Raw genomic sequence first — 22,136 nt, 5'->3', positions numbered from 1 at the left:
GTCTGCGAAGGAGACGGGGTGACCCTCTCTGGAGATATCGGAAGTGCGAATGCTGACATGAGTAGCGACAAACAGTGCGAGAAACACTGTCGCCGAAAGTCCAAGGGTTCCTGCGCAAGGTTAATCCACGCAGGGTGAGCCGGCCCCTAAGGCGAGGGCGAGAGCCGTAGTCGATGGGAACCAGTTGAATATTACTGGGCCTGCCAGAAGTGACGAATGAGAGATGTTGTCTGTCCTTAACGGATTGAACAGGCTTTTCAATCATTCCAGGAAATAGCTCTGGCGTATAGACCGTACCCGAAACCGACACAGGTGGACTGGTAGAGAATACCAAGGCGCTTGAGAGAACGATGCTGAAGGAACTAGGCAAATTGCTCGTGTAACTTCGGGATAAACGAGACCCAACCGTGGGCAACCATGATTGGGTGGCACAGACCAGGGGGTAGCGACTGTTTAGTAAAAACACAGGGCTCTGCGAAATCGTGAGATGACGTATAGGGCCTGACGCCTGCCCGGTGCCGGAAGGTTAAGAGGAGGTGTGCAAGCACTGAATTGAAGCCCCGGTAAACGGCGGCCGTAACTATAACGGTCCTAAGGTAGCGAAATTCCTTGTCGGGTAAGTTCCGACCTGCACGAATGGCGTAACGACTTCCCCACTGTCTCCAGCATCGACTCAGCGAAATTGAATTCCCCGTGAAGATGCGGGGTACCCGCGGTCAGACGGAAAGACCCTATGAACCTTTACTGCAGCTTTGCAGTGGCATCAGAGACATTCTGTGTAGGATAGGTCGGAGGCTTTGAAACCCAGGCGCCAGCTTGGGTGGAGCCATCCTTGAAATACGACCCTGAATTTTTCTGATGTCTAACCGAGACCAGTAAGCCTGGTCCGGGACCCTGCATGGTGGGCAGTTTGACTGGGGCGGTCGCCTCCCAAAGTGTAACGGAGGCGCGCGATGGTGGGCTCAGGCCGGTCGGAAACCGGCTGTCGAGTGCAATGGCATAAGCCCGCCTGACTGTGAGAGTGACAGCTCGATCAGAGACGAAAGTCGGCCATAGTGATCCGGTGGTCCCACGTGGACGGGCCATCGCTCAACGGATAAAAGGTACTCTAGGGATAACAGGCTGATCTCCCCCAAGAGTCCACATCGACGGGGAGGTTTGGCACCTCGATGTTGGCTCATCACATCCTGGGGCTGGAGCAGGTCCCAAGGGTTCGGCTGTTCGCCGATTAAAGTGGTACGTGAGCTGGGTTTAGAACGTCGTGAGACAGTTCGGTCCCTATCTGCCGTGGGTGTAAGAGACTTGAGAGGATTTGTCCCTAGTACGAGAGGACCGGGATGAACATACCTCTGGTGCACCGGTTGTCACGCCAGTGGCACAGCCGGGTAGCTAAGTATGGACGGGATAACCGCTGAAAGCATCTAAGCGGGAAACCCACCTCAAAACGAGGTCTCATAGAGCCGTGACAGACCATCACGTTGATAGGCCGGGTGTGAAAGTGCAGTAATGCATGCAGCTAACCGGTCCTAATCGCTCATACTTCTCACTCCAAAACACATGCACAGAAATCAGCCACACTCTTCACAACGCACCAACCACCACCCTCTCTCAAAAGACAGGGTGGGCTGGAAGACCTGGTGGCCATTGCGAGGGCCCTACACCCGATCCCATCCCGAACTCGGCCGTGAAATCCCTCAGCGCCTATGATACTGCACCTTAAGGTGCGGAAAAGTCGGTCGCCGCCAGGTCCCCCAGCCTACCCAACACACCACAACAAATCCCCAACATCAAAAACACCACCGCGGGGTGGAGCAGCCCGGTAGCTCGTCAGGCTCATAACCTGAAGGCCGCAGGTTCAAATCCTGCCCCCGCAACCATACCATCCTGCACCAGGAACCGATCAAGAACGCCAGCGTCCGCATGATGCATGGCGTTTTTCCTGTTCGCCGCAAAGCCCAGCATCGCCGCCAGATCGCCTCTTAGGCTCAGAACTCTGGCCTTCGTAGGTTCAAATCAGGGTTCCTGACACCCGCAACCAACTGCTTCGTACGCAGGTGTATAAGGGCGGGGTGCGGGCTGATAAGGCGGCCCGCACCAGAGGGGGTATGAACACGAAGCTGCATGCGATCATCGATGAGAACGGACGACCGTTGAGCGTCTTCATGACAGCGGGACCAATCAGTTCAGATACGACAGGCAGGAATATAAACGCCGCAACCGCATCGAGATATGTTCGGAAGACTCAAGAACTGGCGACGGGTCGCAACCCGCTACGACAGAGGCCCGACCACCTTCGTCTCAGCCATCTGTCTCGCGGCAACCATCATTTTCTGGCTATGAGTCCTAATTCTAAAGTGAATTAGGGGCGCCGCATAGCAGGGCAGCGAGCAATACTTTCGCTCTGCCCAAGTAAAGAGTGAAACTTATCACCCAGAACCATCAATGCTTGCCCGCTGAGCCCAAAAATCAGGCTGTAAGAAATTCAATTAAAGGTACTTCGATCCTTCCAAATCGTACACGCCTTTTGTCAATGTGATTTGGAAACATGGCATGTGGGTCCACTTGGAGTGGCCCGTGACAACTCTGAAAGGTCTTTGGATATGCAGGGTACAGTCTCGTACAGAGTGATAATCCGCCTATGAGAATGGCAAACGCATAGAGCTCAGAAGCTGAGCTTCAGCGGAGGCCACCTGCAGCGATAAGAATTTCTCCGGTCAGCCAACGAGCATCATCTGAGGCCAGAAAGACTGCAATCGGTGCTATATCCGATATCTCACCAACGCGTTGAAGCGGTGTCTGCGCAATTACCGTACGTTCCCGATCAGTTGCAACCATATTTGTCGAATAGGTTCCTTCAGTCTTGGTGAGTCCCGGATTAATGGCGTTGACGCGGATTTGTTTCGGACCGAGCTCCTTTGCGAGCGATCCAGTGATCGCATCCACGGCGCCCTTCGTACCAACATAAACAGCAGCATTGGGTGGCGTGACGTGTGAGCATACCGAGCTAATGTTGATAATGCTGCTCCCTTTTCCAAGGTAAGGAACTGCGGCTTGTGTCACTTGGATCAAACCCAAAACGTTTACATTGAATTGGCGGTGGAAATGTTCCTGGGTGATTTCTTCGATCCGGCCAAATTCGTAGATGCCGGAGTTGTTGACCAAAATATCCAGTCTGCCAAATGCGCTGATAGCGGCTGCGATGATGGCTTCGGCATCAGTCTTGCACGATACATCGCCTTGTACCGCAAGGGCTTGGCCACCTTTGTCAGTAATGGCAGTAACAACTGCATCTGCTTCGACTTTGCTTGAAGCATAATTAATGATGACCGCAGCACCTGCCGCAGCAAGTGCTTCGGCAATTCCTGAGCCAATTCCCTTAGATACACCTGTAACGACTGCGACTTTTCCTGCAAGTTTATTCATGAAACATATTCCCATCGTTAAAAAATAAAGAAAATTCGCTGGTCGGGATAATTGAATGTTGAACGTTATAATATAACCATTTTTGTACTTGGTCGATTTTCTGCCAAAAGCTGAGTCTCGATATTTAATGGCGTAAAGTAGCAGGAGACCACCAGGATAATGTGTGTATATCGTGAGACGTCGTCCAGATTCCTGAACTCGTATACCGTAATGCACCGCTGCCACTCTCCTTTCCGACCCGAGCCAGAATGTCGAGAGTTTCAGGATCGATCACGACATACGTCTGGCCGGTCGTCGTGCGAAGCCAGATATTGCCCCCGCCAGCGTCGATATCCCCGTATTTCAGCGTATCTGATACTTTGACCCGGCCAGTTACCTTCCCTGTTTCTGGCGAGATACGTGCAACGGTTCCATCAGCCTGCTCCTGCACCCATACTGCGTTTTCGCCGGCAACCAGAAAGCCTGGATCCCTCCCGAGAGGGATCCTTTGCACCAAGGTGTTGGTCCTTGGATCAATTTTTTCCAGCTCCCGTCCGGTTGGTGTCGTTGCCCATAGAAATTTCAGGCCGAAAGAGAGATAATATGTATCAGCATCAACCCGAATGACTGAAGAGATACTGTTATCGTGGGGATTAATGCGTGTAATTGAACCGCTTCGGTTACTGGCTACCCATACCGATCCATCTCCGATGACAACATTCGTTTCGCCTCGGGGATTGGCAATGCCCGTGTTGATGACAGCGGATAGTTTTTCGTTTTTCAGGTCAATGCGGTTGAGCGTATTGTCAGCGCAATCGGCGACCCAGAGAGAACCAAAACCCACGGCCATAGCGCCGCATGGATGATGCATTGCCACTTCTGAAAGTTTGCCGTTCCGGGACCAGTGTTCAACTCTTCCCTTGTTTGTTACCCAGACGGTGGCATCATTTATCGCAATAAAGTCTGCAAAGCCTGGAACGGATTGCACATGGAGGGATCGAAGAACCGTTGGTTGATGCGCCTGGCTCGTGATTTCAGGCTTTTGGCGATTTGATTGACGGTTTTTGGGGGAGCTTTTGATCTGCGTTTTGAGCAGATCGGGGACTGCTCTCCCGCTGGATGACTATGCGCTCGCGTTCAATCTTTCGAGGAAGAGGAAGCGGCGCATGTTGTAGACGATATTGGCCAGCCCGATCCTCATGGTGGCCCGGGTGATACCGACAGTTCGGATGAACAATCCCGTCTGTGATTTCTGGTCGGCAAAGACGTGCTCGACGCGCGATCGGATCACGGACTTTCCAGCATTCGATTTCTGGATATGTCGGGGCATAGGCTTGAGATGCGGCTTTTTTCTGTGAACCTTTGAGACAAAACCCTCTTTGTCCATGAAGTCCTCATTCGCTTTTGAGCGATAGGCCGTGTCAGCCCAGACCGTTGAGGCCGTATTGGTTTTATCCAGCAGCCCCTCTCTCAATCGCGTGCCATCACTGGCGGCGGCATGCGTTGTTTTCCATTTCCGGATGAACCGGTATTTCCGATCGATGGAAACATGCGATTTATAGCCAAAGAACGGGATGGCGAGATCGCTGGAGGGCATGGTTCCATCATCCTGCCGCTTCGCCTTCGTGAACTTCAGTGTCCAGCGCGCATGACGATCCTTGTGCGACAGCTTTGCGGGTTTGTCCTGCCAGTCTTCAGGAATACGTCCTTCCCGAAGATCGGCTTTCTCTGCGTTGGTGTTCCGCTGCTTTGGAGCAGCTACCAGTGTGGCATCCAGGATCTGGCCTGACATCGGTAAATACCCGGCGTTGCGCAGGGTCGCATCAAAGCGGTTGAACAGCCCTTCGATCGCACCCGCCTGGGTCAGACGCTCGCGGAACAGCCAGACCGTTTTGGCATCCGGCACCCGATCCGAAAGTCCCAGACCAAGGAAAGGCATGAACGACAGGCGGTCATTGATCAGATACTCTGTCCGTTCATCAGACAAATTGTTCAACGTCTGGATGACCAGAATTTTGAACATCAGCACCGGATCAAACGGCGGACGTCCGCCTTTACTTCCGTCTGAATAGGCCAGAGCCAGCTCCAGATCAGGGCGGAACACCTCAAAATCCACAGTCCGGGAAAAGGCCTCCAGCTGATCGCCAAGCCCGCTCAGCCGAGCAAGCCGCTCTTCAACATCAAAGAAACCAGGCTGCTTCATCTTCCACCATCCCCAATCAACGCCGAAGAAATGGAATCACACAGAACAGCTCAGAGCCAAGGGTTTTTCGAACCCTCCACGTTGCCCGAACTTCTGATACGACGGAGAGCAGCCTGTTGCCGGACAGTTTTCATGACTGGCTGACCCAGAGCACCATGACGGGTGACTGGGCCGGGTGGAGGACATGGCTGACGAAAAAGGGCGTCAATATCAGCGGACATTATTTTCAGGATAGTGCGGGAAATCCGATGGGGGGGGCATCGAAAAATGTCCGCTACGCACATGAAGTCGGCGTCAATGTGGATTTCGATCTCAAGAAGCTGACGGGATTTTCGATCGGTCTGTTCCATCTCACCGTAACATCACGAGCGGGTCTTGGTCTGGGCGCAAAGCTGCCAGCTCTCGATAGTCCGCAGGAGATGGAGGGATCGAAGAACCCTTGATTGATACGCTTGGCTGGTGATTTCAGGTTTTTGGCGATTTGATTGACTACTTTTGGGTTCGTTTTCGATCTGCGTTTTGAGCAGATTGAGTGCTGCCCCCCGCTGGATTGCTATGCATTCGCGCTGATCCGCTCCAGGAAGAGGAAGCGGCGCATATTATAGACGATATTGGCCAACCCGATCCTCATGGTGGCCCGCGTTATGCCGACGGTTCGGACGAACAGCCCGGTCTGTGATTTCTGATCAGCAAAGACATGCTCGACACGCGACCGGATAACGGACTTTCCGGCGTTGGATTTCTGGATATGCCTGGGCATAGGCTTGAGATGCGGCTTTTTCCTGTGAACCTTCGAGACAAAGCCCTGCTCCTCCATGAAGTCCTCATTCGCTTTTGAACGATAGGCCGTGTCAGCCCAGACCGTTGAGGCCGTATTGGTTTTATCCAGCAGCCCCTCTCTCAATCGCGCGCCATCACTGGCGGCGGCATCCGTCGTCTTCCATTTCCGGATGAACCGGTATTTCCGATCGATGGAAACATGCGATTTATAGCCAAAGAACGGGATGGCGAGATCGCTGGAGGGCATGGTTCCATCATCCTGCCGCTTCGCCTTCGTGAACTTCAGTGTCCAGCGCGCATGACGATCCTTGTGCGACAGCTTTGCGGGTTTGTCCTGCCAGTCTTCAGGAATACGTCCTTCCCGAAGATCGGCTTTCTCTGCGTTGGTGTTCCGCTGCTTTGGAGCAGCTACCAGTGTGGCATCCAGGATCTGGCCTGACATCGGTAAATACCCGGCGTTGCGCAGGGTCGCATCAAAGCGGTTGAACAGCCCTTCGATCGCACCCGCCTGGGTCAGACGCTCGCGGAACAGCCAGACCGTTTTGGCATCCGGCACCCGATCCGAAAGTCCCAGACCAAGGAAACGCATAAAGGAGAGGCGATCGTTGATCAGATATTCCGTCCGCTCATCAGACAAATTGTTGAGCGTCTGGATCACCAGAATTTTGAACATCAGCACCGGATCAAATGGCGGTCGTCCGCCTTTACTTCCGTCAGAATACGCCAGAGCCAGCTCCAGATCAGGGCGGAAGACTTCAAAATCCACAGTCCGGGAAAATGCTTCGAGCTGATCACCAAGCCCGCTCAAGCGGGCAAGCCGTTCTTCAACATCAAAGAAACCCGGCTGCTTCATCTTTCATCATCCCCAATCAACTAAGGGGAAATGGAATCACAGAGCAGACCTCAATACCAGGGGGTTTTTCGAACCCTCCAGGTGCCTGTTCTGTCTCCTTCTTCCATCCCTACAATATGGGAAGAAATTCAAGATCTAACAGGCCCTATTCCCAGCTGGGGACGTTTCAGATCCCGGCGCAGTATCTGGTTTCTGCTCCGGTCTCCAAGGTGCGTGGACGGTTTGGTGGCTGGTTCCAGTTTGACCGGATGCTTGAGCGCGACGGAAACGATCCGAACCGCGGGACGTCGTTCTTCGCCTCTTTCACATGGGGCGATCCACGGACATCGGTTGCGCCTTATTTCGTCGACTGGGGGCTGACCCGCAAGGGAACATTCCCCGCGCGGCCGAATGACACTGTCAGCCTTGGCATGAAAATGCTGTGGGTCAATCCGAAGCTGACCAACTGGGTTCATGAACTTCAGGGTACGGGAGCTACGGGGATCTACAAGCCCTCTGGCGAACATGCGATCGAACTCAATTACGGCTGGCGCCCAACGCCTTGGCTGCTGATCCGGCCGGGGGCTCAGTATATCTGGAGTACGGGTGGAACCAATAAATACAAAAATCCAATAATACTGGACTTTGAAACAGGAATCACACTTTGAAGTGGAGTCCTTAGTAATTACTATAAGAATACCAAGTTATATCACAGTAATGTGAGTAATCTCGGAAGTTCTTGTTTTTGATAACTTCGTGCGATCGGTAATTTCCTATTCGGGAAAGGAAAAACTCATGGCTAATATATCCGGAAATGCAACGTTCCGGCATCTTCATCATGCGACTTTTGTGGAGTGGCTTGTGGTGCTGCTTGGGGTCGTCATCATGCTTGTCGGCGTGGCGTTCGTCATCGGCGGAGCAGATCTCGCCATGCTGGGTGGCTCCATTTACTACGCCATTTGCGGTCTGGTGCTTCTTGCAGGCGGTGTGCTCATGGTTCTGGGGCGCACGCTGGGTGCATTTCTGTATCTCGGTGCCCTTGCCTACACCTGGCTGTGGTCCCTGTGGGAAGTCGGTTTCAGCCCCATCGATCTCCTGCCGCACGCTTTTGGGCCAACCCTTCTGGGAATTCTCGTGGCCCTGTCGATCCCGGTTCTGCGCCGTCAGGAAGCGCGTTTTTCCAGTAAAGGAACAGTCTGATGCGTCGGCCATATCTTTTCGCCACAGTGGCGTCTCTGGCTCTGACCTGTGCACCCTTTGCCGCGCAGGCACAGTTTGCGCCTGCAGGTGCGGGCGGGCCGCCATCCGCGTCCATTCCGGGACCGGGCAAGGCTGACGAACCGGCCGAGAATGCCCCGGCTGATCCGAGCTATTTCGCCGGACCTTCACCTTATGCGCCGCAGGCTCCGGGTGTGAACGCCGCCAACCTGCCGGATATCGGCTCGATTGACGCATCGACCCTGCCAGCCATGGCCCCGCAGCAGAGCGCCAGTCCGGCGCGTGAGGACTGGGCGGCTTATGGACATGACGATAACCAGACGCGCTATTCACCGCTGGACCAGATTACGCCGGAGAATGTCTCCAAACTGGAAGTCGCCTTCACCTATCACACTGGCAGCTATCCGCGTCCCGGTCAGACCAACAAATGGGCGGCCGAGACGACCTCGATCAAGGTCGGCGACGGTCTCTACATGTGCTCGGCGCAGAACGACATCATCAAGCTTGACCCCGCGACGGGAAAGCAGATCTGGCGGCGCGATCTCAATGTAAAATATGAATCCATTCCTTACACGGCGGCCTGCAAGGGGGTGACATACTTCACCTCGTCCCAGACGCCGGAAGGGCAGCCCTGCCACAACCGGATCATCGAAGGCACGCTGGACATGCGTCTGGTGGAAGTGGATGCAGCGACCGGAGAATTCTGTCCTGGTTTCGGCCATGGTGGACAGGTCAATCTGATGCAGGGGCTGGGTGAGTCCGTTCCGGGCTTTGTGGCCATGACGGTGCCACCGATGGTCGTGAATGGCGTGGTTGTTGTCAATCACGAGGTTCTGGATGGCCAGCGTCGCTGGGCGCCGTCCGGGGTGGTGCGTGGTTACGATGTGGAGAGCGGAAAATTCGTCTGGGCCTGGGACGTCAAACGCCCCGATGATCATTCGCAGCCGACCGGCAACAACCATTACAGCCGTGGCACGCCCAATTCCTGGGCCGCTCTGACGGGCGATAATGCGCTTGGGCTGGTCTATGTCCCGACCGGAAACTCCGCTGGCGACTATTTCAGTGGTTATCGCAGCCCGGAGGAAAATGCCGTTTCCACGTCCATCGTTGCACTGGACGTCAAGACCGGATCTCCGCGCTGGGTCTATCAGACGACGCGCAAGGACGTCTGGGATTACGACATGGGATCGCAGGTTACGATGATGGACATGCCGACGCCTGACAGGCAGACGGTTCCGGCCATTATCGTGCCAACCAAGCGGGGACAGACCTTCGTTCTGGATCGCAAGACGGGCAAGCCCATTCTTCCCGTGGAGGAACGTCCGGCCCCGGCAGGAAATGTTCCGGGCGATACGCGCGCACCCACACAGCCCTGGTCCGTCGGGATGCCGGCCCTGCGTATGCCGGAGCTTCAGGAAAAGGATATGTGGGGTATGTCCCCGCTGGACCAGCTTTATTGCCGTATCAAGTTTCGTAGCGCGCATTATGTGGGTGAGTTTACGCCGCCCAGCCTGGACAAGCCATGGATCATGTATCCAGGGAACAATGGCGGCAGTGACTGGGGCTCCATGGCCTATGATCCGGAAACGGGCATCCTGATCGCCAACTGGAATGCGTCTCCGATGTATGCCCAGCTCATCACCCGTCGCAAGGCGGACAGCCTGAAGCTGATGCCGATCGATGCCGTGCATTACAAGCCTGGTGCAGGCGCCTCGGCGGAAGGGAATGGCCCGATGGAAGGGACACCTTATGCGATCACAATCGCGCCGTTCTGGGACCCGTTCACTCGCATGCTGTGCCACAAACCGCCTTACGGGATGATCACCGCCATCGACATGAAACATGGGCAAAAGGTTCTGTGGCAGCATCCGCTGGGAACGGCACGTGCCAATGGGCCGTGGGGCCTGCCGACAGGGCTGCCCTGGGAAATCGGGACACCCAACAATGGTGGTTCCGTTATTACCAAGGGAGGACTGGTCTTCATTGGTGCAGCGACCGACAACCTGATCCGGGCCATCGACGAGCGGACGGGCAAGGTCCTGTGGTCGCATGTCCTTCCGGGGGGAGGTCAAGCCAACCCGATGACCTATGAAGCCAATGGTCGCCAGTATGTTGCGATCATGGCCGGTGGGCACCATTTCATGATGACGCCGATCTCAGATCAGATGGTTGTTTTCGCCCTGCCCAAGGGCACGAACTGAAAAAAAACCGGTTGCCGCATGGACTGCGACAACCGGAAAAGTCGAGGCGCAGATCCTGCCTTGTCCGGGACACGAAAATGGCCGTTTTGCGTGCAAGCAAAGCGGCCAGATGTTTTCCAGATTCGCCCGGGAAGGCGTTTTGGCTAAACAGGACTGTCAGGCTGCGTTTCGATCATTTCGGCCATTCAAGAGAAAAGGTTTTATGTCGAAAACTCCTAAACTGATTCAATCCATTGAACGCGCCGTGGCTCTGCTCGAAATCATTGCACAGCAGGGAGGAGGGGCGCGCCTGCGGGACCTGGCCACGATCTCGGGTTTGGGCAAAACGACTGCTCACAACATTCTCCAGACGCTTGAACAGCTTGGCTATGTTCATCGTCGTCTGGGAGACATGAATTACTATCTTGGCGGGCGTATCCTCAATCTCTCCCGCATTGTCGGTAACGACTACGTTTTCCGCGACAGGATGCATCCCATCCTGGAAAATATTGCCCGGGACAGTGGGGCGACCGTCTATTTTGCGGTGCCCAGCGGGGACAAGGCCGCTTATGTTGATATCGTGGATCTGAAAGATCCGCTTTTCGCCGCATCCCGCCTGCGCGACCGGGAAAAGCTTGAAGGGTCTTCGGTCGGACTGGTGTTTCTGGCCTTTGTGCCGGGCTTGGGAAAACGGGTGCTGGCCACGCGTTCCAATGCACTGGACGAAAATATCCTGTCCGAAATCGAAAGCGTACGGATCAAGGGGTATGCCCTCGACATCGAATCCTACCGGCCCGGGATCAATGCGGTGGCCATTCCCTGGCGGGAAAGCAGCGGCGAGGTCCGTGCAAGCATTGCCCTCTGGGGCCGGCTTCCGAACTGCCGCGACAGCGGCTGATCCAGCTTGCGTGGATGATGATGAAATATGTGGCGAGCGCCAATTTTCTGTAACAGCAGGCTTTGGACTGACTCTGGGCTGTAAATCATATCCAGATCGATACAGGAGACACAGGACATGATATCGGTCTGAGCCACTGTGAGAATGAGCCTGTTTTCAGGCTCATTCTCACCAGAGGTCGACAACCGGCTGCGCTTCTGGTGCAGTTCATCTGACGCTGATTGTCGTGTCCGATCCTGCTGCCCCGAACGAAACATTTCCCATGCCTGCTTCGCTCCAGACTACACAGTCCCGCCCTTTCTCCCATGGGGCGCCCATGCCTCAGACTGTGCCCTGTATCGCGGCCATAGATGGGGGAGGGACCAAGACGCTTCTGGTTGTGCTCGGTCAGGATGGGACGCTGGGCCCTGTGGCCCGGGCTGCGGGTTCCAACCCGTTTGACCAGAGCGACTGGCAGTCTGTCCTGCACGGGTTGCTCGCGCAGATCCCCGACACGGCGGCGGCACTTTCGCTCGGGATTGCTGGCTATGGCGAGAGCCGCCTTCATGGTCGCAGACAGGAAGAGCTTGTCGCCGCTGCTTTTCCGCAACCTTTCAGCTTTACCGGTGACGTTGAAATGGCGTGTACCGGGGCATTTGGCGGGCAGGCAGGTGTTCTTCTGCTGTCCGGCACGGGTTCGGTCGCCTGGGCAACGGATGGCAAGGGCAGCCAGGTCAAGGTTGGGGGCTGGGGTGGCCTGTTCGGAGACGAAGGAAGCGCGTTCTGGATCGGGCGTCAGGCACTGTCCCTGCTGACCATGCTGCTGGATGGACGCAATCAGGAAGATCAGGCTTTTCTTGCCCCGTTTGCAAGCGCCATGGGGCTGCCGCTCGACAGGGAGACCTGCGGGATGGCGCTGCTGGAATGGTATGGCGCGCTTGAGCATCCGCGGGCCAGTGTCGCGGCGCTGGCCCGGATTGTTTCGGATCTGGCCGAACAGGGGCTAGACCCGGCCAGACGCCTGATGCATCAGGCTGCCGACCATCTTTCCGAGCATATTAATGCCGCACAGCGTCACTTTTCCGAAACGCCCCTGGCATGGAGCTATGCCGGGAGAACTTTCCAGAGCCGCTTTCTGCGTGAAGCCATCACGGCCCGGCATGGTGCTCCTGTTGAGCCGCGTCTTCCTCCGGTCGGAGGTGGACTGCTCAGGGCCGCGCGACTGGCCGGGTGGAATCCGGATGATGCCTGGATCAGCCGGACAGCGGCAACCCTGCGCGATGCGGATCTGACGTCGTGACGGGCTTTGTTCGGCCTGATGAAGGCCTGACCGGACGTTACGGACTGGTACCGCTGGGCGTGGCGGCAGCGATTTTCTTCATCATGGGTTTTGTCACCTGGATGAACGGCCCGCTGATTTCCTTCGTCCGTGTTGCGTTTGATCTCAGCGATACGAGCGCCTTTCTCGTCCCGATGGTATTCTATTTTTCGTATTTCCTGTTCTCGCTCCCTGCATCTTTTCTGGCCCGGAAGCTTGGTCTGCGGACCGGACTGTCCGTATCGCTTCTTCTCTGCGCGGCGGGCGTGGCCCTGTTCGGGCAGTTCATTGCCATGCGCCTGTACGGAGGTGCACTGACCGGGCTTCTGGTCATGGGGGCGGGCCTGTCGCTGATGCAGGTCGTCATTAATCCGCTGGTTAGGGCCTGTTAGATCTTGAATTTCTTCCCATATTGTAGGGATGGAAGAAGGAGACAGAACAGGCACCTTTACGGACGAGACATGGGCGATCTGGGAACCTCTGATTGAGGAGGTTCGCCCGAGGGGCAAGACGCCGCCACATGATCTGCGGCGGACGATAGCAGCGATTTTCTGGCGTCATGAGAATGGCGCGAAATGGCGGAGTATCCCCGCTGAACTGGGTCCGTGGTGGCGGGCTGCGCAGCTTTTCATCCGCTGGGCGAAGCTCGGCGTATGGGAGCGGCTGCTCGCACTGGTTCAGGAACAACAGGGAGTGGCATTCGGAATGACTTTTCTGGATGGCACGAACATCAGGGCTCACCACAAAGCGGCGGGAGCCCAAAAAAGGGGCCTCTTTCGAAGAGCGAGACCATCGTGAAGCACTTGGCCGCTCTCGCGGCGGCTATGGCACAAAAGTCTGCGTGATCGCTGATGGACATGGAAAAGCCTTCGGTTTTGCGCTGGCCCCTGGACAGGCTCATGAACTGCCCCTGGCACCAGCCATGCTCGACAGCCTTCCCGCCACTCCCCTGTGGGTAGTAGCGGACAAGGGCTACGCGTCGAACGCCATGCGTGAACGGATATGGGACATGGGAGCACGGCCAGCCATTCCCGCGAAACGACGCGATGGCCCGGTCGTCTGCCCCAAATGGGCCTATCGGTGTCGGCATCTCGTTGAGAACCTCTGGGCTCGCCTCAAGGAGTGGCGCGCTGTCGCAACCAGATATGAAAAAACAGCAACGTCGTTCCTCGCGGTCATCCACATCGCTGCCGCAGCAGACTGGATCAAGCCCTAACAGGCCCTAGTCTGCTCGGCCCGTCCGAACGCGCCTCCCAGCGCATTGCCATCATGGGGGTGTGCAATAAATGCGCGGGGATCCTTGCCCCGATCGTGCTCGCAACCCTGGTCATGGGCGATATCGGCAGCATCTCGCAGCGCGCGCAGGAGACGACTGATCCTGTGGCGCGCAATGCCCTTCTGGCCGGTTTCGTCCACGCCATTTACGCTCCCTACATGACAATGGCGGTGATCCTGCTGATAGCGGCAATCGGCGTGGCAATCTGTCCGCTGCCCGACCTGCAGGCGCCCCCGCTTCCCGGACCACTGGAAAGCAGCAAACGCATTTTCCGGCCGCATCTGGTCGCCGGCATTGTCGTGATGTTCCTGTATGTCGGAATTGAAGTCATGGCCGGGGACGCCATCGGGACTTACGGGCAGGGCTTCGGCCTGCCTCTCAGCCAGACCCGCTTTTTCACGTCCCTGACTCTGGCGGCCATGCTTGGGGGATATGTGACCGGATTTCTGATCGTACCCCGCTTTGTGACGCAGGAGCGGCTCATGGAACTGGCCTGCATACTGGGAGGACTGCTCACCATCGCAGCCTTTCTGACGCACGGTTATGTCTCCGTACTCTGCGTGGCCCTTCTGGGAGCCGCCAATGCCATGCTGATGCCCACGATTTTTCCGATCGCCATCCGTGGCGCGGGTTTGTGGACTCCTCTGGCGTCTGCTTTGCTGGTCATGGCATATAGCGGCGGCGCAATCATCCCGCAGATTTACGTCGCCTTGAAACCCGTCATCGGCTTTCAGGCCATGTTTGCCCTGCTTGTTCTGCCATCCTATCTTGCGCTCCTGTTTTATGCCCGACGCTATGGCCAGACGGGCCTCTTACCTCTGGATCGGGAGTTATAATGTCTTATCTTGAGGGCCGGGTTGTCCTGCGGGACCGGATCGTGGACGGCCGGGTCAGCTTCGACAGCCATATCCGGGACATCACACCACTCGCTGAAACTGCAAACCGCTACATTCTGCCGGGCTTCATTGACGGACATGTCCACGGTGGCGGAGGTGCTGACACGATGGATGGTGTGGCGGCCATCGAAACGCTGTCCCGCTTCCATCTTGCGCATGGTACGACGACCATTCTGCCTACCACGATCACCGCGCCCTGGTCTGACGTCATGGACGCCCTGCGAGCCGTCGCATCGGTCCGTGAGAGAGGCGTGCAGAACGGTCCGCGCATTCACGGGGCGCATTTGGAAGGACCCTTCGTCAGTCCGCACAAGCTGGGCGCTCAGCCGCCTTTCAATATCGAACCGACGGCCGCGCGCGTGGCTGAAGCCATCGGCACCGGCTGCGTCCGCGTCGTGACGATCGCGCCTGAACTCGAACACGCTCCTGCGGCTATGCAGAGCTTTGCCCGTGCAGGCGTCAGGGTCAGTCTCGGACATACCACGACGGATTACGATGGAGCCGAACGGGCCATCTGTCTTGTCTGTGCGGCCGGGGGCACCATAGGGGCGACCCATCTGTTCAATGCCATGTCCCCCATCGAGGGACGGCGTCCGGGCCCGGTGACGGCGCTGATGTGCAGCGATGTGGCGTATGGCGAGATGATCTTTGATACCCACCATGTCCATCCTGCCAGCTTCCGGTTGGCGGAGCGCATGATGGGAAACCGCCTGCTGTTCGTGACGGATGCCATGCGCGGCACTGGTGAAGCGGACGGACCCAGCCAGCTGGGCGGCCAGGATGTGGTGATCCGTGATGGCGTGGTCCGCCTGCCTGATGGTACGCTTGCGGGAAGCGTGCTGACGCTGGACCAGGCCCTGCGCAATGCCATGCAGGCAGGGATGTCCCTGCCGAAGGCTGCGCGTCTGGTCAGCACGAATGCCGCCGCCTATCTCGGCCTGCATGACCGGGGTGCCATTGCGCCGGATCTGCTGGCGGATTTCACGGTTCTCGACGACAGGCTTCAGGTTACCGAAGTCTGGGTCAATGGCGAGCGCCAAGCCTGAGCATCCGGATAGGAGGGAGGCCACCCATGAAAATCATCGTCACCGACAGTTCCGATCAGGCTTTTACCCGCGCCGCTGACATGATCGCGGATGAAATCCGCAGCACTCCGACGCCGGTTCTGGGCCTTGCGACGGGCCGGACGATGGAAAGCATCTATCGCCTGCTGGTGCAGCAGCATGAAGCGGGGACGCTGGATTTCTCCGGCACCACGTCGTTCAACCTGGATGAATATGTCGGCCTGCCTCCGACAGATCCGAACTCATACAACCACTACATGCGGGAGCATCTGTTCGCCCATGTGAACATGCCTGCCGGGAGAGCGCATGTTCCTGACGGCGTTGCGGCGGATCTGGACGCGGAATGTGCGCGTTACGAAGCGGCCATCCGTGCTTCGGGCGGGATTGGACTTCAGCTTCTGGGTATTGGGGAAACCGGTCATATCGGCTTTAATGAACCGCCATCCGCTTTCGACAGCCGGACGCGCGTGGTGCCTCTGGATGACGTCACGCGCCGGCAGAACAGCGGCATGTTCGGCAACGATCCGGAGCGGGTTCCGGAGCGTGCCCTGACCATGGGCGTCGGAACAATCCTGGAGGCCCGGCAGCTTCTGCTGGTGGCTGTCGGGGATGGGAAGGCGGCCATCATCAACGACGCCCTGAACGGCCCCATCAGCGCGGACGTAAGTGCCACCGCCATCCGGTTTCATGACAATGTCACCGTCATTCTGGACAGGGACGCCGCCAGCATCTGGGCGCAGAAAAGAGGCTGAACTCTTCAGTCGGTTTGTGTGGAGAGAGCTTCGGTGAGTTCGAATGCGTTCCGTGTGGCGGCGCCGAAGGTTGTATTGTCATAGATGGTCCAGACTTCAGCGCCCTGACCTATGAGAGTTGCTACGGTTTCTGCCTGTTCTGCGATGGCTTCTTTTTCGTAGGGGGATTCGTAGATGCGTGGCGAGCCATGAAGTCGGAAATATGCCAGACCCTGCCATCCTCCGGGATGGGCCACGGCAGGGACGGGTTTGGCTGGATCGGCTGCGACGCGTGAGACCTGCTGTCTTTGCAGCATCCGGTCGATTTCGGGACTGAACCAGCTGGCATGTCTAGGCTCAAGCACGACCGGGCCGGTAAGCAGGCGTTTCAGTTCCTCGAAAAAGGCTTCAGCGGTTTCGCCGGGATAAGCGAAACTTGGTGGAAGCTGGACCAGGACAGGGCCGCGTTTGTTGCCCAGGCCACTCGTTTCATCGACGAATTTTTCAACAAGGTCCTGGCAGTCGATCAGGCGGCGTTCATGCGTGATTGCCTTGGGGAGCTTGACGGAAAAGCGGAATGAGGGCGGGACACTTGCTGCCCAGCGTTCATAGGTCGTGCGGCGATGTGGCCTGTAGAAGCTGCTATTGATCTCGACGCAGGACAGGCGTGTTCCGTAGCGCTCCAGATGTGTGCCGTCCGGAGGAAACTGCCCGGCCATTGCAGAAGGAATTGACCAGCCGGCAACGCCGATGCGGAGGGACATGAGCGGTTTCCTTGGATCCGGGCCATGGTGATGGAGCACTGTACGCCCTTGGTCTGTGAGAGAAAAGGAGTGCTGCTGTCTCTCACCGTGATGGGATCTGCTCTTGCCTGCTGGAGTGTTCCCGGTGTCGGGAAGACTAAGAACAACTTACGGTAGGACGGAAAAAAACATACATTCCGTTATCGTTCCGAAGATCGTTAGATTTTTCCGCAAGGTGATCGGCTGAGTGCGGGAGGTCACCGGGAATATTCAGAACGCTCCGATGTCTGGGTTGAGCGACGGACATGTGGTGGATGAACGGGAAGAAGATCAGCCGATGAAGACAGTCTCCATTCCTCTGGGTGTCATGCTGCTCACATGTGCTGCGAGCCAGCTTGTCTGTATGCAGGCCTATGCGGCTGACGTGGCATCGGATCGCAGGAATGCTCCGGCTTCGAAAGCGACGGGCGGGCATGTTTCTTCCGGCAAGAAGGTGATTTCGCTCCCCAAGGAAGACGAAACGGTCATCGTGACCGGAACGCGTGACCCGCACCAGACGGTCCGCAAGAGTGCCAGCCCGATCCAGGTCGTCACCTCTGCCGAAATTTCCCGCACGGGCCAGTCCGATCTCCGTGATGCCCTGACGCAGCTGACACCCTCTCTGACGCGCGCGCCGCTCCTGATCGGCAACGCCAATATGGTGGATGTGCTGCGTCTGCGCGGACTGTCTCCCAATCACACCCTGATCCTCGTCGATGGAAAGCGCCGTCACGCGACATCCGTACTGTCCAACAATTCCGGTCCGCAGCAGGGATCGAACGGTGTTGATATCGACATGATCCCGATCTCCGCGATCGATCATGTGGAAATCCTTCAGGACGGCGCCGCTGCCCTCTACGGCTCCGATGCGGTCGCAGGCGTCATCAACATCATTCTCAAACACCGCAAGTCCGGCATCACGATGCAGGCCACCAATGGCGGACGTTACGCTGGCGATGGTTTCCAGTCGGGTGAGTCCATCAATGCGGGCTTTGACCTGATGGGACGCGGCTTTTTCGATCTGAGCGCGGAATACAAATACCAGGACCACACCATCCGCAATTCGGCCGACAGCCGGAACGGCAAGTATGACTTCAAGGACGAGGGCGATCCGCGTCAGCAGCGCGGCACCATTTCCTACAACATGCAGTATGACTTCCTGCCGGACCTGTCCCTGTATTCGTTCTCGACTTACGGACACCGTTATGGCGAGAGCTATCAGGATGCGCGTGTCGCGTCTTCGGACTGGCCCATGTATCCCAACGGCTTCAGCCCGAAGGAGAGCGTTTCGGAAGACGATTACAGCGTCACCCTCGGCTTGAAGGGCGAGAAGTTCGGCTGGAACTGGGATCTCAGCACGACCTATGGCAGCGACCATACGTCGATGGATCTCTTCAATACCGTCAACCCGTCGCTCTATGCGGCAACGGGCGCCTCTCCGACGAGCTTCCACGAAATGGCGTTCACCAACACCCAGTGGACGAATGATTTCGGCATCCATCGCAGCTTCCACACACCGATTTTCGCAGGTCCGATCAACCTCGCGATGGGCGCGCAGTACCGTTACGATGAATTCGACATCATGTCCGGTGACGCGAACTCGTATTACGGCACCGGCCCACAGGGTCTGCACGGTCTGAGCCCGCAGAACGCCAGTGAAAGCAACCGTGATGTCACGGCCGGCTATGTGGAACTCTCCATGCGGCCGCTGAAGAACTGGCAGGTCGATTTCGCCGGGCGCTACGAATATTACACGGACGCCGGCGACACCAAGACGGGCAAGGTCTCCACGCGCTATGATTTCAACAAGTATTTCGCCCTGCGCGGCACGATCTCGAACGGCTTCAGTGCGCCATCCCTGCTGCAGGAGCACTGGTCCAATCTGTCGGTCGCGCCGACCTATGCAACGGGTTATCTGCCGGTCAATTCCGCCGGCGCACGCCTGATCGGGGCCAAGCCACTCCATCCGGAACACACGATGAGCTACAGCGCGGGCTTCACGCTGGACCCGCTGCCGCGTCTGCATATCAGTGTGGATGCATATCAGATCACCATCAAGAACCGCATCCTGGCGGCAGGCGTCTATAACGGTGCGAATGCGATCGAAGCCCTCCGTCTCGACGGCTTTACGGTGCCGTCCACGCTCCAGTCCAACGCCGTCACCGCCTCCTATTACGCCAATGCGGCCGACACGCGGACGCGGGGTCTGGACGTGACCGCGCGCTACGAAACCCGCTTCCGCGACTGGGGCAAGATCGACTGGGACGTGGCCCTGAACCTCAACGAGACCGATCTGACCCATACCGGCAAGGACGCGAACGGCAACAGTCTGCTGAACTCCCAGCAGGCCGCATACATCACGAGCTATACGCCCAAGAACAAGCTGATTTTTGGCGGCACCTGGCAGTACAAGAAGCTGGGTGTGTCCGTGCATGAGGTCCGTTACGGTCATGCGACGTCTTCGCTGACCTATTACGAAGGCCCGCTGGCCTATTCGAATACCGACTTCATGCGCTACGTGAACAAGGCCCGTTTCGAAACCAATCTGGCCATGTCCTATCAGGTCCTGCCGCAGCTTGGACTGACGCTCGGCGGGAACAATGTCGGCAACGCGAAGCAGCGCCGCATTCCCAAGGAATTCCGCTACCTTGGTGCGTTCCAGTACGACTATCAGATTGAACAGCTCGGCTATAACGGTGGATACTACTACCTGCAGGCCAATCTGAACTTCTAGGAAACGCGCTTCATGAGAGTGCCAGACACGGGAGAAAGCTCCTGACAGGGAAGGATCTCCCCCATCGTTCCGGAGCACTGCGCCTGATCGGACCTCTGATTGGGGTCAACGCTCTGGCGTGGCTTCTGGCAGTCCTGCTGTTCCACGGAAATGCGCTTCTTCTGGGCGCTGCGGCCCTTTCATATGGACTGGGTCTGCGTCACGCTCTGGATGCGGACCATATTGCCGTCATTGACAACGTCACCCGCGCTGCCCTGCGCGAGAACCGGCAGGCCCGCGCGGCAGGACTTTTCTTCTCGCTGGGTCATTCCACGATCGTCTGTCTGGCCACACTCGTAATCGTCCTCGCCGGACAGCATTACCGCACGCAGATCGACGCGTTTGCGGTGCAGGGCGGCCTGTTCGGGACATGGATCTCCGTCCTGTTCCTGCTCGTCATCGCCACCCTCAACGCCGCGACCCTGCATGATCTGTGGCGCAAACGGCGCGGCACAGAAACCACTCACCCTGAAATGCCACCCCGAGGCCTCTCCCGGCTGCTCACCCCGATCCTGCGTCAGGTCTCCGTGAGCTGGCACCTCTATCCGGTCGGCTTTCTCTTCGGTCTGGGCTTCGACACCGCTTCGGAAATCAGCCTGCTGGGCATTTCCATCGTCCAGAACCAGCACGGCCTGCCAATCTGGCAGATCATGATGTTCCCGCTGCTTTTCACCGCCGGAATGGCCCTGCTGGACACGGCCGACAGCATCCTGATGCACGGCCTGTACCAAAGGGCAGGGCGCAGGATGAACTGGAATCTGGCCCTGACCACCATCTCCGTTATGCTGGCGCTCGTCATTGCGGGGATCGAACTGGTGAACCTTCTTGCGGACCGTCTGCCGGGACTGGAAACGCTCACATCTCTCGCCAGCCTGCTGTCCGATCATTTTGAACTGATCGGCGCCGCCGTCTTCTGCGCGTCCGTCCTCGGATGGTTCCTGCTGCGATCCGGCCGGGAGGAGCCTGCATGAGTACGGCAGTTCTTCAGCGCGCCAGAGGCTGGTTCGGCCTGACGGCAAAGCTCCGGGACGGGCAGACCGTCCGCGGCGATCTGGAGCAGGGCGGATGCTGCCGCCTGCTGTTCCCACGCGTGGACGGCGCGTCGCTGGAAGCCGTCACCGTCAATATTTCTGGCGGCATCGCGGGGGGAGACCGGATTGAAGGCCGCATCGCCTGCGCGCCGGACACTGAATTGCTGGTCACGTCGCAGGCCGCAGAACGCATCTACCGCGCCCGCGCCAGCGATACGCCTCCCGAAATCCTCACATCCTGCCATATCGCGCCCGGAGCCAGACTGGATTGGCTGCCCCACGGAACGATTTTCTTCGATGGCAGCCAGCTTCGCCGGCACATGACCGTGGACATGGAGGCCTCATCCAGCTTCCTCTTCCTTGAAAGCCGGATGTTCGGCCGCACCGGCTCAGGCGAAATCCTGCAGACACTTGCCCTGCGTGACCGGCTGACAGTCCGGCGGGACGGGCGCCTCATTCTGGAAGACCTCGTACGGCTGGAGAGCGACGATGTCTCCGCCCTGATGGCCCGCAAAGCCGCGAGCGCGGACCAGCTTGCAGTCGCCACGCTGGTTCTGGTCTCGCCGCTCGCGGAAGCGCATCTCGACGCCGTGCGGGACGTACTGGACGCCATCGCGCCGCATGAGTTTGCAGCATCGGCGTGGAATGGCATGCTGGTCATCCGAGGGGTGGCGTCGGGCGGCTGGTCGCTGGAAAAGACGATCAGACGGATCCTGCCGGTCCTGCGGGAAGGGCGCCCCATGCCGGCCACATGGCGGTCATGACACAGAGTT

The 22,136-nt window shown here is 57.7% G+C and carries 18 protein-coding genes, 1 tRNA gene, 2 rRNA genes and 2 pseudogenes (1 of these 23 only partly in view); 18 read left to right on the top strand and 5 right to left on the bottom strand.

Annotation, left to right across the window (positions count from 1 at the left end; translation table 11 throughout):
• The 4 genes and pseudogenes from ACJ2A4_RS07555 to ACJ2A4_RS07540 form a co-directional block, all read left to right on the top strand.
• A 23S ribosomal RNA gene (locus ACJ2A4_RS07555) occupies nucleotides 1-1,550 on the top strand; it begins 1,186 nt to the left of the window's first position.
• 83 nt (nucleotides 1,551-1,633) lie between these two features.
• Nucleotides 1,634-1,748, top strand: a 5S ribosomal RNA gene (gene rrf / locus ACJ2A4_RS07550).
• Between the two features lie 52 nt (nucleotides 1,749-1,800).
• A tRNA-Met gene (locus ACJ2A4_RS07545) sits at nucleotides 1,801-1,877 on the top strand.
• A gap of 177 nt (nucleotides 1,878-2,054) precedes the next feature.
• Nucleotides 2,055-2,340: pseudogene (locus ACJ2A4_RS07540) on the top strand (transposase); the annotation flags it as partial.
• A 336-nt stretch (nucleotides 2,341-2,676) separates the two neighbouring features.
• On the opposite strand, the gene ACJ2A4_RS07535 reads toward ACJ2A4_RS07540, so the two are convergent.
• The 3 genes from ACJ2A4_RS07535 to ACJ2A4_RS07525 form a co-directional block, all read right to left on the bottom strand.
• Nucleotides 2,677-3,423 (bottom strand): glucose 1-dehydrogenase, encoded by a 747-nt coding sequence (locus tag ACJ2A4_RS07535; RefSeq protein WP_408872358.1) that lies wholly within the window; start codon nucleotides 3,421-3,423, stop codon nucleotides 2,677-2,679.
• Between the two features lie 124 nt (nucleotides 3,424-3,547).
• Nucleotides 3,548-4,390, bottom strand: a complete 843-nt coding sequence (locus ACJ2A4_RS07530) for a YncE family protein (protein WP_408872357.1) — start codon at nucleotides 4,388-4,390, stop codon at nucleotides 3,548-3,550.
• A 135-nt stretch (nucleotides 4,391-4,525) separates the two neighbouring features.
• Nucleotides 4,526-5,605 (bottom strand): IS5 family transposase, encoded by a 1,080-nt coding sequence (locus tag ACJ2A4_RS07525; protein WP_408872356.1) that lies wholly within the window; start codon nucleotides 5,603-5,605, stop codon nucleotides 4,526-4,528.
• 116 nt (nucleotides 5,606-5,721) lie between these two features.
• Here ACJ2A4_RS07525 and ACJ2A4_RS07520 point away from each other — a divergent pair, with 116 nt between their 5' ends.
• Complete coding sequence (locus ACJ2A4_RS07520) at nucleotides 5,722-6,048, top strand: carbohydrate porin (RefSeq protein ID WP_408872355.1); 327 nt, start codon at nucleotides 5,722-5,724, stop codon at nucleotides 6,046-6,048.
• Between the two features lie 110 nt (nucleotides 6,049-6,158).
• Here ACJ2A4_RS07520 and ACJ2A4_RS07515 read toward each other — a convergent pair whose 3' ends face one another.
• Nucleotides 6,159-7,238, bottom strand: a complete 1,080-nt coding sequence (locus ACJ2A4_RS07515) for an IS5 family transposase (protein WP_408872354.1) — start codon at nucleotides 7,236-7,238, stop codon at nucleotides 6,159-6,161.
• A gap of 143 nt (nucleotides 7,239-7,381) precedes the next feature.
• Here ACJ2A4_RS07515 and ACJ2A4_RS07510 point away from each other — a divergent pair.
• The 10 genes and pseudogenes from ACJ2A4_RS07510 to nagB form a co-directional block, all read left to right on the top strand.
• Nucleotides 7,382-7,885 (top strand): annotated as a pseudogene (locus ACJ2A4_RS07510) (carbohydrate porin); the annotation flags it as partial.
• 127 nt (nucleotides 7,886-8,012) lie between these two features.
• A complete protein-coding gene (locus ACJ2A4_RS07505; protein ID WP_408872353.1) occupies nucleotides 8,013-8,417 on the top strand; it encodes a glycerol dehydrogenase in 405 nt (134 codons plus the stop codon).
• Nucleotides 8,417-10,636 carry a PQQ-binding-like beta-propeller repeat protein gene (locus tag ACJ2A4_RS07500; RefSeq protein ID WP_408872352.1) on the top strand — a complete coding sequence of 740 codons (2,220 nt, stop codon included), beginning with the start codon at nucleotides 8,417-8,419 and terminating at the stop codon, nucleotides 10,634-10,636. Before ACJ2A4_RS07505 ends, ACJ2A4_RS07500 begins: the two co-directional genes overlap by 1 nt.
• 202 nt (nucleotides 10,637-10,838) lie before the next feature.
• Nucleotides 10,839-11,513: an IclR family transcriptional regulator gene (locus ACJ2A4_RS07495; protein WP_408872351.1), complete on the top strand. Its 675-nt coding sequence runs from the start codon at nucleotides 10,839-10,841 to the stop codon at nucleotides 11,511-11,513.
• Between the two features lie 316 nt (nucleotides 11,514-11,829).
• Nucleotides 11,830-12,792: an N-acetylglucosamine kinase gene (locus ACJ2A4_RS07490; RefSeq protein ID WP_408872350.1), complete on the top strand. Its 963-nt coding sequence runs from the start codon at nucleotides 11,830-11,832 to the stop codon at nucleotides 12,790-12,792.
• A complete protein-coding gene (locus tag ACJ2A4_RS07485; RefSeq protein ID WP_408872349.1) occupies nucleotides 12,789-13,202 on the top strand; it encodes a hypothetical protein in 414 nt (137 codons plus the stop codon). Before ACJ2A4_RS07490 ends, ACJ2A4_RS07485 begins: the two co-directional genes overlap by 4 nt.
• Nucleotides 13,203-13,230: 28 nt before the next feature.
• A protein-coding gene (locus tag ACJ2A4_RS07480; RefSeq protein WP_408872348.1) for an IS5 family transposase occupies nucleotides 13,231-14,026 on the top strand; the annotation gives its coding sequence in 2 pieces (ribosomal slippage) (nucleotides 13,231-13,571 and nucleotides 13,570-14,026; 798 coding nt in all).
• Complete coding sequence (gene gluP / locus ACJ2A4_RS07475) at nucleotides 14,011-14,922, top strand: glucose/galactose MFS transporter (RefSeq protein WP_408874125.1); 912 nt, start codon at nucleotides 14,011-14,013, stop codon at nucleotides 14,920-14,922. The genes ACJ2A4_RS07480 and gluP overlap by 16 nt, the downstream gene beginning before the upstream one ends.
• On the top strand, nucleotides 14,922-16,028 hold the full coding sequence (gene nagA, locus ACJ2A4_RS07470) for an N-acetylglucosamine-6-phosphate deacetylase (RefSeq protein WP_408872347.1): 1,107 nt from the start codon (nucleotides 14,922-14,924) through the stop codon (nucleotides 16,026-16,028). Before gluP ends, nagA begins: the two co-directional genes overlap by 1 nt.
• A 26-nt stretch (nucleotides 16,029-16,054) precedes the next feature.
• Nucleotides 16,055-16,798: a glucosamine-6-phosphate deaminase gene (gene nagB / locus ACJ2A4_RS07465; protein WP_408872346.1), complete on the top strand. Its 744-nt coding sequence runs from the start codon at nucleotides 16,055-16,057 to the stop codon at nucleotides 16,796-16,798.
• A 5-nt stretch (nucleotides 16,799-16,803) separates the two neighbouring features.
• Here nagB and ACJ2A4_RS07460 read toward each other — a convergent pair whose 3' ends face one another.
• A complete protein-coding gene (locus ACJ2A4_RS07460; protein WP_408872345.1) occupies nucleotides 16,804-17,541 on the bottom strand; it encodes a DUF72 domain-containing protein in 738 nt (245 codons plus the stop codon).
• A gap of 271 nt (nucleotides 17,542-17,812) precedes the next feature.
• Between ACJ2A4_RS07460 and ACJ2A4_RS07455 the strand changes: the two genes are divergently transcribed.
• Genes ACJ2A4_RS07455 through ACJ2A4_RS07445 form a run of 3 tightly spaced genes read left to right on the top strand, consistent with a single transcriptional unit; the run spans nucleotide 17,813 to nucleotide 22,127 of the window.
• Nucleotides 17,813-20,293: a TonB-dependent receptor plug domain-containing protein gene (locus ACJ2A4_RS07455; protein ID WP_408872344.1), complete on the top strand. Its 2,481-nt coding sequence runs from the start codon at nucleotides 17,813-17,815 to the stop codon at nucleotides 20,291-20,293.
• Nucleotides 20,260-21,303: a HoxN/HupN/NixA family nickel/cobalt transporter gene (locus ACJ2A4_RS07450; RefSeq protein ID WP_408874124.1), complete on the top strand. Its 1,044-nt coding sequence runs from the start codon at nucleotides 20,260-20,262 to the stop codon at nucleotides 21,301-21,303. The genes ACJ2A4_RS07455 and ACJ2A4_RS07450 overlap by 34 nt, the downstream gene beginning before the upstream one ends.
• Entirely contained in the window at nucleotides 21,300-22,127 is an 828-nt protein-coding gene (locus tag ACJ2A4_RS07445) for an urease accessory protein UreD (RefSeq protein ID WP_408872343.1), read from the top strand. The genes ACJ2A4_RS07450 and ACJ2A4_RS07445 overlap by 4 nt, the downstream gene beginning before the upstream one ends.
• Nucleotides 22,128-22,136: the final 9 nt, after the last annotated feature.

Source organism: Gluconobacter roseus (assembly GCF_046058915.1).
In the GTDB taxonomy this organism is placed as follows: domain Bacteria; phylum Pseudomonadota; class Alphaproteobacteria; order Acetobacterales; family Acetobacteraceae; genus Gluconobacter; species Gluconobacter roseus_A.
The sequence above is the reverse complement of the archived record's forward strand: the minus strand, read 5'-3'. Positions and strand labels throughout refer to the sequence as shown.

Bases quoted from the DNA above. Each gene is read 5' to 3' on its own strand.
- nagA (WP_408872347.1), top strand. From the start codon at position 14,922: ATGTCTTATCTTGAGGGCCGGGTTGTCCTGCGGGACCGGATCGTGGAC.
- ACJ2A4_RS07495 (WP_408872351.1), top strand. From the start codon at position 10,839: ATGTCGAAAACTCCTAAACTGATTCAATCCATTGAACGCGCCGTGGCT.
- ACJ2A4_RS07515 (WP_408872354.1), bottom strand. From the start codon at position 7,238: ATGAAGCAGCCGGGTTTCTTTGATGTTGAAGAACGGCTTGCCCGCTTG.
- ACJ2A4_RS07535 (WP_408872358.1), bottom strand. From the start codon at position 3,423: ATGAATAAACTTGCAGGAAAAGTCGCAGTCGTTACAGGTGTATCTAAG.
- ACJ2A4_RS07445 (WP_408872343.1), top strand. From the start codon at position 21,300: ATGAGTACGGCAGTTCTTCAGCGCGCCAGAGGCTGGTTCGGCCTGACG.
- ACJ2A4_RS07490 (WP_408872350.1), top strand. From the start codon at position 11,830: ATGCCTCAGACTGTGCCCTGTATCGCGGCCATAGATGGGGGAGGGACC.
- ACJ2A4_RS07505 (WP_408872353.1), top strand. From the start codon at position 8,013: ATGGCTAATATATCCGGAAATGCAACGTTCCGGCATCTTCATCATGCG.
- nagB (WP_408872346.1), top strand. From the start codon at position 16,055: ATGAAAATCATCGTCACCGACAGTTCCGATCAGGCTTTTACCCGCGCC.
- ACJ2A4_RS07460 (WP_408872345.1), bottom strand. From the start codon at position 17,541: ATGTCCCTCCGCATCGGCGTTGCCGGCTGGTCAATTCCTTCTGCAATG.
- ACJ2A4_RS07500 (WP_408872352.1), top strand. From the start codon at position 8,417: ATGCGTCGGCCATATCTTTTCGCCACAGTGGCGTCTCTGGCTCTGACC.
- ACJ2A4_RS07525 (WP_408872356.1), bottom strand. From the start codon at position 5,605: ATGAAGCAGCCTGGTTTCTTTGATGTTGAAGAGCGGCTTGCTCGGCTG.